This is a genomic window from Variovorax sp. VaC1 (genome assembly GCF_043658315.1).
In the GTDB taxonomy this organism is placed as follows: domain Bacteria; phylum Pseudomonadota; class Gammaproteobacteria; order Burkholderiales; family Burkholderiaceae_C; genus Variovorax.
The window spans coordinates 284,084-297,036 of sequence record NZ_JBIGLT010000007.1 but is presented as its reverse complement, the minus strand read 5'-3'; the positions used below and the strand labels follow the sequence as shown (position 1 = coordinate 297,036).

Sequence of the window (12,953 nt, the reverse complement as noted above, 5' to 3'; positions counted from 1 at the left end):
ATCGAAAAAAACGATGAATACTAACTTTGACTCCCGATGGAGGCCATCGATCATCCGCCCGTCCGGCCACAGAAGCCGGACCGGCACAAAGACGAGAACCCACAACGCGGAGACTTTCGATGACGCTTTCTTCCGGTGTCCACCCCGTGGACGAAGTGCTGCCCTCGCGGCAGATGGCGACCTATGGCCTGCAGCACGTGCTGGTGCTCTATGCGGGCGCGGTGGCGGTGCCGCTGATCCTGGGCAGCGCGCTCGGGCTCACACAGGCGCAGGTCGTGACGCTGATCCAGACCCTGGGCTTCTGGAAGTTCGGCGCGCGGCTGCCGCTGGTGCAGGCCTGCTCGTTCATCGCGCTGGCACCGATGATCATGATCGGCAAGGAATACGGGCTGCCCTACGTGTTCGGCGCCGTCATCGCCGGTGGCGCGATCACGGTGTTGCTGGCACCGGCCATCAGCCGGCTGCTGCGCTTTTTTCCGCCGGTGGTGATCGGCAGCCTCATCACCGTGATCGGCATCTCGCTGATGCCGGCCGCCGCCATCTGGCTGGGCGGCGGCAACCCCGATGCGGCCGATTTCGGCAGCGTGCCGAACCTGCTCCTGGGCCTTGTCACCATCTCCATCACGCTGTTCGTGTATGCCCGCTTCAGCGGTTTCGTCGGCAACCTGGCGGTGCTGCTGGGGCTGGTGGCGGGCACGGCGATTGCAGCGGCGTTCGGGCTCACCGACTTCGTGCAGGTGGGCCATGCGGCGTGGTTCGAGGTGAGCGCGCCTTTCGCATTCGGCCTGCCCGCGTTCGGGCTGGCCCCGATCCTGATCATGACGCTCGCAATGCTGGTCATCATGGCCGAGACCACCGGCAACTGCCTGGCCATCGGCCAGATCGTCGGCCGCCCGTCGACCCAGGCGACGCTGGGCAACGCCTTTCGCGCGGACGGCCTTTCGACCATGATCGGCGGCGTCTTCAACAGCTTTCCGTACAACGCCTTCACGCAGAACACCGGGCTCATCGCGCTGTCGGGCATCAAGAGCCGCTACGTGGTGGCCTCGGCGGGCGCGATCATGGTGCTGATGGGGTTGTTTCCCAAGCTCGGCGCATTGATCGCGTCGGTGCCGCGGCCGGTGCTCGGCGGCTGCGCGATCGTGATGTTCGGCATGACGACGGTGGCGGGCATCCAGGAGCTTTCGCGCGTCAGGTTCGAGGGCACGCGCAACGCGATCATCGTGGCGGTGTCGGTGAGCGTGGGCGTGCTGCCGATGTCGTTCCCCGCGCTGTTCGCGCATGCCAGCGGGCCGCTCAAGCTGGTGCTTGAAAGCGGCATCTTCCTGGGCGCGATCACGGCGGTGCTGCTCAATCTGCTGCTGAACCGGGGCACCGCGACGGTGACCGAAGAAGCGCCCGCGGTCGTGGCGCGCTGATCCAGACAAACATTTCTTTTCTCTCCCGACGAAGCCCTACCGACATGAACCACAGCCCACAAAACCCCACGCCCGCCAACCTGTCCCCGCGCGACCTCGAACTGCTGCGCATGACCATCGCGCTGTCCGAAGAATCGAAGGCCCGTGGCCGCCATCCCTTTGCCGCGCTGGTGGCCGACGAGCATGGCGAAGTCGTCGTGACGGCCGGCAACAACTCGATGCCGCCCGAAGGCGACCCCACGCAGCACGCCGAGCTGGTGGCGGCCGCGCAGGCGGCGCGCCGGCTCACGCCGGAGCAACTGGCGCGCTGCACGCTCTTCACCAGCGCCGAGCCCTGCTGCATGTGCGCCGGCGCCATCTACTGGACCAACATCGGCCGCGTGGTCTATGCGCTTTCGGAACACGCGCTGCTCGGCCTGACCGGCGACCATCCAGAAAACCCGACCTTCTCGCTGCCGTGCCGCGAGGTGTTCGTGCGCGGCCAGCGGCGCGTCGAAGTGGTGGGGCCGTTGCTCGAAGACGAGGCCGCGGCGCCGCATCGCGGCTTCTGGACCGCGGGCCACTGACACGCCGACTGCGTGTTTTCCGCCGTGCCTCGAAATGCCGGAGTGGATAGACTGGCGTTTTGAGACCACGCCATGAAACTCATTGATTCCCTCGTCACCCAGGCGGCCGGCATTGCCGCCGTCCGACGTGACCTCCACGCCCACCCCGAACTCTGCTTCGAAGAAGTCCGCACCGCTGATGTGGTGGCAGGCAAACTCACCGAATGGGGCATTCCCATCCACCGGGGGCTCGGCACCACCGGCGTGGTCGGCATCATCAAGAACGGCACCAGCAATCGCGCCGTCGGCCTGCGCGCCGACATGGACGCGCTGCCCGTCACCGAGCTGAACACCTTCGCCCACGCCAGCAAGCACCACGGCAAGATGCACGCCTGCGGCCACGACGGCCACACGGCGATGCTGCTGGCGGCCGCGCAGCACCTGGCGAAGAACCGCAACTTCGACGGCACCGTCTACCTGATCTTCCAGCCGGCCGAAGAGGGCGGCGGCGGTGCCCGCGAGATGATCAAGGAAGGGCTGTTCGAGCAGTTCCCGATGGACGCCGTGTTCGGCATGCACAACTGGCCCGGCATGGCCGCCGGCCAGTTCGCCGTGAGTCCCGGGCCGGTGATGGCGTCGGGCAACAAGTTCTATCTCAACGTGATCGGCAAGGGCGGCCATGCCGCGCTGCCGCAGACGGGCGTCGACCCGGTGCCGATCGCCTGCGAGATCGTGCAGGCCTTTCAGACCATCCTCACGCGCAAGATGAAGCCGACGGACTCGGCCGTGATCTCGGTCACCACCATCCACGCGGGCGAAACCAACAACGTGATTCCCGACAACTGCGAGCTGTCGGGCACGGTGCGTACCTTCTCGATCGAAGTGCTCGACATGATCGAAGCGCGCATGAAGCAGATCAGCGAGCACATCTGCGCGGCGCACGATGCCACCTGCGAGTTCCGCTTCGAGCGCTACTACCCGCCGACCATCAACACCGAGGCCGAAGCCGACTTCGCGCGCCGCGTGATGGGTGGCATCGTCGGCCCCGAGAACGTGTTGAAGCAAGAGGCCGCCATGACCTCGGAAGACTTCGCCTTCATGCTGCAGGCCAAGCCCGGCGCCTATGCCTTCATCGGCAACGGCGACGGCGCGCACCGCGACGTGCACCACGGCGAAGGCCCGTGCACGCTGCACAACGCGAGCTACGACTTCAACGACGACCTGATCCCGCTCGGCGCCACCTGCTGGGTACAGATCGCCGAGCAGTTCCTCAAGCCCGGCGGCGCTGCTGCCTGATCGCCTGATTCAACCGGAGGTCGAGCGTCACATGATCGGAATAGCCGAAGCCTTCTCGCCGCGCTACGCGCAGGCGCGCCAGAAATTCCTGCAGGGCTGCGTGAGCGCCGGCCTCACGGTCGAGCCGCACGCGCATCCACTGAAGGGTCGCGATGGCGAAGAGCTGTCGATGGACGTGGCGCTCGACGGCAATGCAGATGCCGAGCACCTGCTGATCGTCACCAGCGCCTGCCACGGCGTCGAGGGCCATTGCGGCAGCGGCGTGCAGGTGTTCGCGCTGCACGATGCCGAATGGCGCGAGAAGGCCAAGGCGCAGGGCGTGGCGGTGCTGTATGTGCACGCGCTGAACCCGCACGGTTTTTCGTACGGCCGGCGCGTCACGCACGAGAACGTCGACCTGAACCGCAACTTCCTCGACTTCTCCAAGCCGGTGCCGGTGAACGAGCCCTACGCCAAGCTGCACTCGCTGCTGTTGCCCGACACCTGGCCGCCCACGCCCGACAACCAGGCCGCGATTGCCAAGTGGATCGACAAGCATGGCGCCACCGCCTTCCAGGCGGCCGTGACCAGCGGCCAGTACCAGTTCGACGATGGCCTGTTCTTCGGCGGCAAGGCGCCGACCTGGAGCAACAAGACCATCCGCGAAGTGCTGCGCCGCCATGCCGGCCGCGCACGCCGCGTGGCCTGGATCGACCTGCACACGGGGCTCGGCCCCAACGGCCTGGGCGAACGGATCTTTGCCTGCCGCGACGACAAGGTGGCCTATGCGCGCGCCAACGCGTGGTGGGGCACGCCCGCGGCGCCGGTCACGTCGATCTACGACGGCTCATCGACCTCGGCGCTGCTGCGCGGGCTGATGTGGGACGCCATGTACGAAGAGTGCCCGCAGGCCGAGTACACAGGCATCGCGCTCGAATACGGCACCTTGCCGATGCTCGAAGTGACCGGCGCGCTGCGTGCCGACCACTGGCTGCACAAGCACCCGGAAGCGCCGGCCGACCTGGCCGATGGCATTCGTGCGCGGATGGTCGAGGCCTTCTATACCGACACCGACGCGTGGCGTGGGCAGATCGTCAGCCAGGCGCGGCAGGCGATGTTCCAGGCCGTGGATGGGCTCGCTGGTTGAACTGACCGACCGGCCTGCGCCAGTACGAGCGCAACGCTCATCGTGTCCGGTGTCCTGTGCACACGCCCCGAACAACGCTGACCGCTAAGTCCTGACCCGCCCGTCCCCCGTCAGCATCGACAGCTCGACGAACTTCGAGCCCACATGGTTCTTCGGCGAGAACGACACCTCGAAGCCGCCGAACTGCTGGCGGTCGATGCTCTCCAGCCCCGCGACCAGCCCATCCCGCGTGGCCTTGCCCGGGGCCTTGCGCAGCCCCTCCGTCAGCACCTTCGCGGCCAGATAGCCTTCCATGCTCGAGAAGTTCGCGCTGGCGCCGCCGCCCGCCTTGCGCACTGCCTCGGCGAATTCGCGCGTGATTGCGTTGGCCGGGTTGTAGGGCGAGGGCACCACCTGCGTCACCATCACGCCCGCGGCTTCCTTGCCCAGTTCATCGGCCAGCGCCTGCGTGCCGACGAAAGACAGGTTGATGAAGCTGCCGCCGTAGCCCGCCTTGCGCGCCTCGCGGATGAAGGCCGCGCACGCCTTGTAGGCGCCGACCTGGACCACCGCGTCGGGCCGCGCCGCCACCAGCGTCTTCACCGCCTGCGCCACGTCGGACGAGTTCCGCTCCACCGTGGCCAGCGCCACCGGCTTCAGCTCCTGCTGCGACAACGCCAGCGTCACGCCGTCGAGCCCGGCCTTGCCGTAGGCGTCGTTCTGATGAAAGACCGCGATCTTCTTCAGGCCCAGGTGGGTGAGGTGCTTCACCATCAACGCCGTTTCGTCGTTGTACGACGCGCGCAGGTGAAACACGTTCTTGTGAAAAGGCTCGCGCAGCGACATCGCGCCGGTGAACGGTGCGATGAACGGCACCTTGTCCTTCACCGCCAAGGGCAGCGCGGCCAGGCTGGTCGGCGTGCCGATGTAGCCGAACAGGGCGAACACGTCTTCCTCGATCAGCTTGCGGGTGTTGGCGGCGCAGCGGTCGGGCTCGTAGCCGTCGTCCAGGTTCTTGATGACCACGTCGCGCTGGCCCGGCTGCGCGTTGTACTGGTCGAGAAACAGCTTGGCGCCCTGGTGGAACTGGATGCCCAGTTGCGCCGCCGGCCCGGTGAACGGTGCCGACTGGCCCAGCACCAGCGGAGCCTCGCTCTGCGCCTGTGCAATGCCGAAGCCGCCCAGCGTGGCGGCCGCCCCGACGGTCAAGGAAAAACGCCTGCGATTCAACATCGTGAAAACCTCCCTCCGCGCTCTGGCTTGCGCACAAATTAGACTCGGCCGATGGCCCACGCACCGGATACCTTGCTCGAAGAAGCACCCCAGCCCGTCACCTCCACCGTGCTGGGGGCCTGCCCTCATGACTGCCCGGACACCTGCGCGCTGGTGACCACCGTCAAGGACGGCGTCGCCGTGAAGTTGCAGGGCAATGCCGCCCACTCGCACACGGGCGGCGTGCTATGCACCAAGGTGTCGCGCTACATCGAACGCAACGACCATGCCGAGCGGCTGGTGCAGCCCCTCAAGCGCGTCGGCCCCAAGGGCAGCGGCCAGTTCGAGCCGGTGTCGTGGGATGCCGCTCTGGATGACATCGCCGCGCATCTTCGGTCATTGCAGGGCAATCCTGAAGCAATTGTCCCCTACAGCTATGCGGGCACCATGGGCCTGGTGCAGGGCGAATCGATGGACCGGCGCTTCTTCCACAAGCTGGGCGCCACGCTGCTGGACCGCACGATCTGCTCGATGGCCGGTGGCGAGGCCATGGTCTACACGCTGGGCGCCAAGGTCGGCATGCGGATCGAGTTCTTCGCCGAGGCGAAGCTCATCCTCATCTGGGGCAGCAATTCCATCGCCAGCAACCTGCATTTCTGGCGCCATGCGCAGGCCGCCAAGCGCGCCGGCGCACGGCTGGTGTGCATCGACCCGCGCAAGACCGAAACCGCCGACAAGTGCGACGAGCACATCGCGCTGCTGCCCGGCACCGACGCCGCACTGGCACTGGCGCTGATGCACGAGCTGATCGTGCACGACTGGCTCGACCACGACTACATCGCCAGCTACACGCTGGGCTGGGAGCAACTGCGCGAGCGTGCCCTGCAGTGGCCGCCTTCGCGCGCGGCGCAAGTCTGCGGCGTGCCCGAAGAACAGATCGCGGCGCTGGCAAAGGCCTATGGCACCACTAAGCCCGCCGCGATCCGCCTGAACTACGGCATGCAGCGCGTGCGCGGCGGCGGCAACGCGGCCCGCGCCATCGCCTGCCTGCCCGCACTGGTCGGTGCCTGGCGCGACCGCGCAGGCGGCCTGCTGCTGAGCAGCTCGGGCCACTACCCGGTCGATCGTGCTGCGCTGCAGCGGCCCGACCTGATGGCCGGCCGCCGGCCGCGCACCATCAACATGAGCACCATCGGCGACGCGCTGCTCGACACCGCCAAGCCGGTGAAGGCCATCGTGGTCTACAACAGCAACCCCGTGGCCGTGGCGCCCGAGTCGGCCAAGGTGGCAGCGGGCTTCGCGCGCGAAGACCTCTTCACCGTGGTGCTGGAGCAGTTCCGCACCGACACCGCCGACTACGCCGACTACCTGCTGCCCGCTACCACGCAGTTGGAGCACTGGGACATTCACTGCAGCTACGGCCACACCGACGTGCTGCTCAACCGCCCGGCCGTGGCGCCGCGCGGCGAGGCCCGCAGCAACGCTTGGGTGTTCCGCGAGCTGGCGCGCCGCATGGGCTTCGACGAGCCCTGCTTCTCGGAGAGCGACGAGTCGCTGTGCCGCACCGCCTTTGCCGAAGACAGCATCGATTTTTCGCAGTTGCTCGCGCAGGGCTTCACCAGCGTGAAGCTGCCCGATGCGCCTTTTGCCGAAGGCAGGTTCCCCACGCCTTCGGGCCGCTGCGAATTCTTCAGTGGGCGCCTGCAGGCCATGGGCATGGACGGCCTGCCCGACCATGTGCCCAACTGGGAGCCGGCCGGCAGCTCGACCGAGTTCCCGCTCGCAATGATCTCGCCGCCCGCGCGCAACTTCCTCAACTCGACTTTCGTCAACGTGACGAGCCTGCGCGCCATCGAGGTCGAGCCGCTGCTCGAAATCCACGAGGCCGACGCCGCCGCGCGCGGCATCGAAGACGGCGCCATGGTGCGCGTGTTCAACAAGCGCGGCGAGCACCGTTGCCGCGCCGAGGTCTCGCGCCGTGCGCGGCAGGGCGTGGTGCACGGCATGGGCATCTGGTGGCGCAAGCTCGGCGTGGACGGCACCAACGTCAACGAACTCACCAGCCAGCGCCTGACCGACATCGGCCGCGGACCCACCTTCTACGACTGTCTGGTGCAAGTCGAAAAAGCATGAGGCCCCTGTTCGCCTTGACGCTGGCCGGTGCGGCGCTGCTGTCGCTCTCCGGCTGCGCCGACCTTGGGTACTACTGGCAATCGGCCAGCGGCCACATCGGCATCATGCGGGCCGCCAAGCCCGTGCCCGAATGGCTGGCCGACCCGGCCGTGTCGGCGCAGCTCAAGGCCAAGCTCGAACTCACGCAGCGCATCCGCCGTTTCGCGGTGACCGAGCTGGGCCTGCCCGACAACCCCAGCTACAAGTCGTACGCCGACCTGCACCGCGCCGCCGCCGTGTGGAACGTGGTGGCCGCGCCGCCGTATTCGCTCACGCTCAAGAGCTGGTGCTTCCCGGTTGCAGGTTGCGTGGGCTATCGCGGCTACTACGACGAGGCCGCGGCCAAGGCCGAAGCCGAGGCGCAGAAAAAGCTCGACATGGAAGTGGCGGTGTACCCCGTGCCCGCGTACTCCACGCTGGGCTGGATGAACTGGGCCGGCGGCGATCCGCTGCTGTCCACCTTCATCGGCTACCCCGAGGGCGAGCTCGCGCGCATCGTGTTCCACGAACTGGCGCACCAGGTGCTCTACGTGGCGGGCGACACGGTGTTCAACGAGTCGTACGCCACGGCGGTCGAGCGCATCGGCGGCGCGATGTGGCTGCAGCGCGAAGCCGGCGAGGCGGCCCGCCGCGAATACAGCCAGTTCGACGCGCAACGCCAGGACTTCCGGGCGCTTGCGCTCAACACCCGCCGCGCGCTGACGCAGGTTTACGAATCGCCGCAAGCCAAGGCCAAGGACTGGGCTGCGGTGGAGGTCATGAAGCAGGCCGCCATGGCGGACTTTCGCGCGCGCTATGCCAAGCTGCGCGAAGGCTGGCCGGGTCCGCGCCAGGGCGCCTACGACGGCTGGGTGGCGCGGGCGAACAACGCGGCCTTCGGTGCGCAGGGCGCCTACGACGACCTGGTGCCCAGCTTCGAGAAACTTTTCGAGCGCGAAGGCCACGACTGGCCGCGCTTCTACACTGAGGTCCGGCGCATTTCCAGATTGCCGACCGAGGAAGAACGCCGCAGCGCGCTGCAGGCGGCCACCGGTATCCTGCAAACCCACAGCGACCACAACGACAAAAACGGAGATCACGGTGCCTGACATCCATATCGAACGCAACCACACGCTGGGCATTGCCGGCGCCCGCGAAGTCGCGCGCCAATGGGTGCAACAGGCCGAGCAGGAGTTCGGCCTCGAGTGCGCCTACACCGAAGGCAAGGACCGCGACACCGCGCAGTTCACCCGCGCCGGCATCGACGGCACGGTCGAGGTCACGGCCAGCACTTTCACGCTCGATGCCACGCTGGGCTTTCTGTTCAGCAGCTTCAGCGAACAGATCGAACAGAAGATCACGCGTAACCTCGATGCGCTGCTCGACGCGCCGCAGGGCGGCAGTCGCTTTGCCTGAGCGGCTTTTCTTTCCTTCCCTCTTTTTTCAGACGATGGTGTAGCCGCCGTCTACCGGCAGCGCCACGCCGCTGACCATCGACGCACCGTCGCTCAGCAGGAACAGGACGGGCGCGACCACTTCTTCCACCTGTGCGAAGCGGCCCAGCGGAATGCCCCGGATCGCCGCCGCGCTCTTGACCGGATCGGCCCAGGCCTGTTCGGCCATGGGCGTGAGGGTGACGGTCGGGTTCACGCTGTTCACGCGAATGCCGTGCGGCCCGAATTCGAGGCACAGCGAGCGCGTGATCGCGTCCATCGCGGCCTTCGATGCGCAATAGCAAAGATGCGCGTCGAGCGCGACCAGCGCGGCCTGGCTCGACACGTTGACGATGCTGCCGCGCACGCCGGCCGCAATCATGGCCTTGCCGCAGCGCGAGGCCACCAGAGCGGCGGCGCGCGCGTTGACGGCCATCACGGCGTCGAAGTTCTCGGCCTTCAGGTCGAGTGCCGATTCGAGCAGGGCGATGCCGGCGCAGTTCACCACGAGGTCGAAGGCTGGCAGCGCGGCGAGGGCGCGTTCCAGTGCGGGGGCGTCGGCGACGTCGAGCACCAGTGGCGTGCAGCTGGCTTCGGCCTGCAGCGCATCCAGTGCGGCTGCGTTGCGTCCTATGGCGGTGACCTGCGCGCCCGATTGCGCGAGTCGTACCGCTACCGCGCGGCCGATGCCGCTGCTCGCACCGGTGACGAGTGCGCGCTTGCCGGAGAAGTCGAAGGAGGTGGTCATGTCGGTGGGTCTGTGAGGTGTTGTGTTCGGGGCGTGTGCGAATGACATCGGGTACTCCCCTCCGCGAATGTCCCCCGGCCTGCGGCCTCCTCCTTTATTTCGCTGCGGGGAGCACCCGATGCCATTCGCACATGAGCGCTGCGGTTGTGCTGGCCGATCAACGGCCGTGTCCATCGATCACGTCGATGGTGTGTTCTGCGCAGCGAAATAAAGGAAGAGGGGCGCAGCCCCGGGGGACATTCGCGGAGCAGAGCACACCGTCGGCGTGAGCGCGCCCTGAACGGCAGCGCCCCGAATCGAATGGACGGAGTTCATTTCAGCCGATGCATCGCATCCCGCAGCGCGGGGTAAAGCGACTTGTAGATATCGAAGCGCTCGCGATACACCGCCTGCGCTGAAGGCGCCGGCCGCGCCCGTTCCACCAGCGTGACCCAGCCGCGCTCGGCCGTTGCTGCATCGACCAGCCCCGCACCCAGCGCAGCAAGCATTGCCGCACCCAGCGCTGCTTCGACTTCTTCCTCGATGGTGAATACCGGGTAGCCGGTGATGTCCGCCACGATCTGCATCCACAGGTCCGAATGCGCGGCGCCGCCGACCACAATGAGTCGGTCGTCCAGCGGTTGCCCGCTTTGGCGGCCGGCCTCGATGTTGTGCTGCAGCGCGAAGCTCACGCCTTCGAGCACCGCGCGATACAGATGCGCGCGGCTGTGCGCGAGCGACAGGCCGATGAACGCGCCCTTGGCCTGCGCGTCCCAGATCGGGCTGCGCTCGCCCATCAGGTAGGGCAGGAAGACCAGCCCTTCCGCGCCGGGCGGCACGTCGACGGCCTTGCGCTCGATCAGCGCGTGCGCATCTTCGCCGGTGCGCGCGGCCTCGGCGATCTCGGCCTGGCAGAAGGTGTCCTTGAACCAGGTGATGGCCGCCCCCGCCGTGATCGCACCGCCGAACACATAGCTGCGGTCGGCGCCGCGGTACACATGCGGCATGGTGATGAGCTTGTGCCGCGCATCGACCGTCGGGCTCACGAAGCCCCAGCACATGCTGGTGCCGATCATCGCCACGTGGTCGCCGCTGCCGGTGACGCCCGCGCAAAAGGTGGCCACGGCCGCATCGACGCCGCCCGCCATCAGCGGCATGCCTTCGGCAAGGCCGAGCTTCGTGGCCCATTCCGCGCTGAGGCCACCCACGATGTCGCTCGACTCGACAAGGCGCGGCGGCATCATGCGCGCCAGAATGCCGAGCATGTCGAGCGCTTCGCTCGACCAGCGGCGCCGCGTCGCGTCGTACACGCCGCCGATGTTGCCGGCCGAGCTGTGATCGACCGCAAGCTCGCCGGTCAGGCGCCAGTTGATGTAGCTGTTGGGCGGCAGGAAGTACGCGGTCTTGGCCCACACCTCGGGCAACTGCTCGCGAATCCACAGGATCTTCGTGAAGCCGTGATAACTGTCAACGCCGTTGCCGGTGATGGCTTCGAGGCGCGGCACATCGACGTTCGCGTTCACCCACGCGACCTCGGCGGTGGCGCGCCGGTCCATCCAGATCAGGCAGGGGTGCAGCGGTTGCATGGCCGCATCCACCGGGATGCCCGCGCCACCGTAGAGGCTGCTCACGCACATCGCGGCAATGTCCGAAGGTGCGATGCCGCTTTGCGCGACGCAGGTGCGAACGCTCTCGCACACCGCGTCGAACCACACCGCGCAATCCTGTTGCGCCCACAACGGTTTCGGCGTTTCGGGCTGGTAGGCCACGCTGTGTTGCGAATGCACCTTGCCGTCGATGCCGACCAGCAGGCACTTGGTGCTCTGCGTGCCGATGTCGATGCCGATCACGTATTTCATGGTTGGCCGTCTCTCAGGATCTGGGCTGCGGCTTGAGCAGCACCTTGATGGAATCCAGCGAGTTTGCCAGCGCAAAGGCGCGTTCCCATTCGGTCAGCGGAAAGTCGTGCGTCACGATGCCCTTCGATGTGACGAGGCCGCGCGCCAGCAGGTCGATGGCGATGGGGTAGCAGTACGGCCCCAGGTGCGCGCCACGCACGTCCAGCTCCTTGCGGTCGCCGATGATCGACCAGTCGGCGCTGGTCTCCGAGCCGAACACGCTGAACTCGACGAAGCGGCCGAGCTTGCGGATCATCTCCAGCCCCTGCGTCACGCCGATGGGCGCGCCGGTGGTCTCGATGTACACGTCGCAACCGTAGCCTTCGGTCAGGCCCTTGACGATGGCGTCGGCGTTCTCGGTCTTGGGGTTGATGGTCACGTCGGCGCCGAACTGTTCGGCAAGTGCGAGGCGCTCGGGCACGAGGTCGATCACGATCAGCTTCTTCGGCGTCTTCAGACGCGCGGCCTGCACCATCATCAGGCCCAGCGGGCCGGCGCCTGCGATCACCACCACGTCGTCGAGCTGGATGTCGCCGCGGTTCACCGTGTGGATCGCGCACGAGAGCGGCTCGATGATGGCCGCGTCTTCCAGCGAGATGCCGTCGGGGATCTTGTGCACGCGCGAGGTCGGCGGCAGCCGCATGTAGTCGGCCATGCCGCCATCGGCCACGATGCGCTGGAAGCCGAAGATGTTGTGCACCTCGCACATCCAGTACTTGCCCGAGGTGCAGAAGCGGCACTTGCCGCAGGGCACGATCTGCTCGGCGATCACGCGGTCGCCTTTCTGCACGCCGAAGTGCTCGGCTGCGCCTTCGCCAAGCGCTTCGACGTAGCCGAAGAACTCGTGGCCTGGAATGACCGGAGCCTTGACCCACGAAGGCTGGCCGTCGCCGCCCCAGAACATCTTCGCGCCCGAGTGGCACTTGCAGTCCGAGGCGCAGATGCCGCAGGCGGCGATGGAGATCAGCAGTTCGTTCGCGCCGATGGTGGGCATGGCCACGGTTTCGAGGCGGTAGTCCTTGGGGCCGTGGCAGACGACGGCCTGCATGGCGGCGAGTTCGCCGATGGCACCCGAGGCGTTGGGCTGGAGTTTTTGGTACGACATGGGGTCCTTGTGGTCGGAGGGTGTGTTGGGTTTTGGCTTTTGGTTTTTCTCCCTCCCCCTCTG

Annotated in this window: 11 protein-coding genes; 7 read left to right on the top strand and 4 right to left on the bottom strand. The window is 67.1% G+C overall.

Going from position 1 to position 12,953, the window contains the following annotated elements; translation table 11 throughout:
* The first annotated feature begins 119 nt into the window (after positions 1–119).
* The 4 genes from ACGLHS_RS26875 to ACGLHS_RS26860 all read left to right on the top strand — a co-directional run bounded on the left by ACGLHS_RS26875 (position 120) and on the right by ACGLHS_RS26860 (position 4,385).
* Positions 120–1,418, top strand: a complete 1,299-nt coding sequence (locus ACGLHS_RS26875) for a nucleobase:cation symporter-2 family protein (protein WP_394484767.1) — start codon at positions 120–122, stop codon at positions 1,416–1,418.
* Positions 1,419–1,462: 44 nt separating this feature from the next.
* Complete coding sequence (locus ACGLHS_RS26870; protein WP_394484765.1) at positions 1,463–1,984, top strand: nucleoside deaminase; 522 nt, start codon at positions 1,463–1,465, stop codon at positions 1,982–1,984.
* A gap of 72 nt (positions 1,985–2,056) precedes the next feature.
* Positions 2,057–3,259 carry a M20 aminoacylase family protein gene (locus tag ACGLHS_RS26865; RefSeq protein ID WP_394484763.1) on the top strand — a complete coding sequence of 401 codons (1,203 nt, stop codon included), beginning with the start codon at positions 2,057–2,059 and terminating at the stop codon, positions 3,257–3,259.
* Between the two features lie 31 nt (positions 3,260–3,290).
* Positions 3,291–4,385, top strand: coding sequence for a M14 family metallopeptidase (locus ACGLHS_RS26860; RefSeq protein WP_394484761.1), 1,095 nt, complete (start codon positions 3,291–3,293; stop codon positions 4,383–4,385).
* Positions 4,386–4,469: 84 nt separating this feature from the next.
* Here the strand turns inward: ACGLHS_RS26860 and ACGLHS_RS26855 are convergent, their stop codons facing one another.
* The gene (locus ACGLHS_RS26855; protein WP_394484759.1) at positions 4,470–5,597 is read right to left on the bottom strand and encodes an ABC transporter substrate-binding protein; all 1,128 of its coding nucleotides are present in this window, start codon (positions 5,595–5,597) and stop codon (positions 4,470–4,472) included.
* Between the two features lie 51 nt (positions 5,598–5,648).
* Here ACGLHS_RS26855 and ACGLHS_RS26850 point away from each other — a divergent pair, with 51 nt between their 5' ends.
* Genes ACGLHS_RS26850 through ACGLHS_RS26840 form a run of 3 tightly spaced genes read left to right on the top strand, consistent with a single transcriptional unit; the run spans position 5,649 to position 9,143 of the window.
* Positions 5,649–7,709, top strand: a complete 2,061-nt coding sequence (locus tag ACGLHS_RS26850; protein ID WP_394484757.1) for a molybdopterin-dependent oxidoreductase — start codon at positions 5,649–5,651, stop codon at positions 7,707–7,709.
* Complete coding sequence (locus ACGLHS_RS26845; RefSeq protein WP_394484755.1) at positions 7,706–8,836, top strand: aminopeptidase; 1,131 nt, start codon at positions 7,706–7,708, stop codon at positions 8,834–8,836. Before ACGLHS_RS26850 ends, ACGLHS_RS26845 begins: the two co-directional genes overlap by 4 nt.
* Positions 8,829–9,143, top strand: a complete 315-nt coding sequence (locus ACGLHS_RS26840) for a polyhydroxyalkanoic acid system family protein (RefSeq protein ID WP_093246427.1) — start codon at positions 8,829–8,831, stop codon at positions 9,141–9,143. Before ACGLHS_RS26845 ends, ACGLHS_RS26840 begins: the two co-directional genes overlap by 8 nt.
* A 27-nt stretch (positions 9,144–9,170) precedes the next feature.
* On the opposite strand, the gene ACGLHS_RS26835 is transcribed toward ACGLHS_RS26840, so the two are convergent.
* The 3 genes from ACGLHS_RS26835 to ACGLHS_RS26825 form a co-directional block, all read right to left on the bottom strand.
* Positions 9,171–9,908, bottom strand: coding sequence for an SDR family oxidoreductase (locus tag ACGLHS_RS26835; RefSeq protein ID WP_394484753.1), 738 nt, complete (start codon positions 9,906–9,908; stop codon positions 9,171–9,173).
* A 311-nt stretch (positions 9,909–10,219) separates the two neighbouring features.
* The gene (locus tag ACGLHS_RS26830; protein ID WP_394484751.1) at positions 10,220–11,746 is read right to left on the bottom strand and encodes an FGGY-family carbohydrate kinase; all 1,527 of its coding nucleotides are present in this window, start codon (positions 11,744–11,746) and stop codon (positions 10,220–10,222) included.
* A 13-nt stretch (positions 11,747–11,759) separates the two neighbouring features.
* On the bottom strand, positions 11,760–12,890 hold the full coding sequence (locus ACGLHS_RS26825; protein ID WP_394484748.1) for an alcohol dehydrogenase catalytic domain-containing protein: 1,131 nt from the start codon (positions 12,888–12,890) through the stop codon (positions 11,760–11,762).
* Between the last annotated feature and the right edge of the window lie 63 nt (positions 12,891–12,953).

Excerpts from the sequence above, each read along its gene's own strand:
- ACGLHS_RS26875 (WP_394484767.1), top strand. The coding sequence starts at position 120 with ATGACGCTTTCTTCCGGTGTCCACCCCGTGGACGAAGTGCTGCCCTCG.
- ACGLHS_RS26870 (WP_394484765.1), top strand. The coding sequence starts at position 1,463 with ATGAACCACAGCCCACAAAACCCCACGCCCGCCAACCTGTCCCCGCGC.
- ACGLHS_RS26865 (WP_394484763.1), top strand. The coding sequence starts at position 2,057 with ATGAAACTCATTGATTCCCTCGTCACCCAGGCGGCCGGCATTGCCGCC.
- ACGLHS_RS26860 (WP_394484761.1), top strand. The coding sequence starts at position 3,291 with ATGATCGGAATAGCCGAAGCCTTCTCGCCGCGCTACGCGCAGGCGCGC.
- ACGLHS_RS26855 (WP_394484759.1), bottom strand. The coding sequence starts at position 5,597 with ATGTTGAATCGCAGGCGTTTTTCCTTGACCGTCGGGGCGGCCGCCACG.
- ACGLHS_RS26850 (WP_394484757.1), top strand. The coding sequence starts at position 5,649 with ATGGCCCACGCACCGGATACCTTGCTCGAAGAAGCACCCCAGCCCGTC.
- ACGLHS_RS26845 (WP_394484755.1), top strand. The coding sequence starts at position 7,706 with ATGAGGCCCCTGTTCGCCTTGACGCTGGCCGGTGCGGCGCTGCTGTCG.
- ACGLHS_RS26835 (WP_394484753.1), bottom strand. The coding sequence starts at position 9,908 with ATGACCACCTCCTTCGACTTCTCCGGCAAGCGCGCACTCGTCACCGGT.
- ACGLHS_RS26830 (WP_394484751.1), bottom strand. The coding sequence starts at position 11,746 with ATGAAATACGTGATCGGCATCGACATCGGCACGCAGAGCACCAAGTGC.
- ACGLHS_RS26825 (WP_394484748.1), bottom strand. The coding sequence starts at position 12,890 with ATGTCGTACCAAAAACTCCAGCCCAACGCCTCGGGTGCCATCGGCGAA.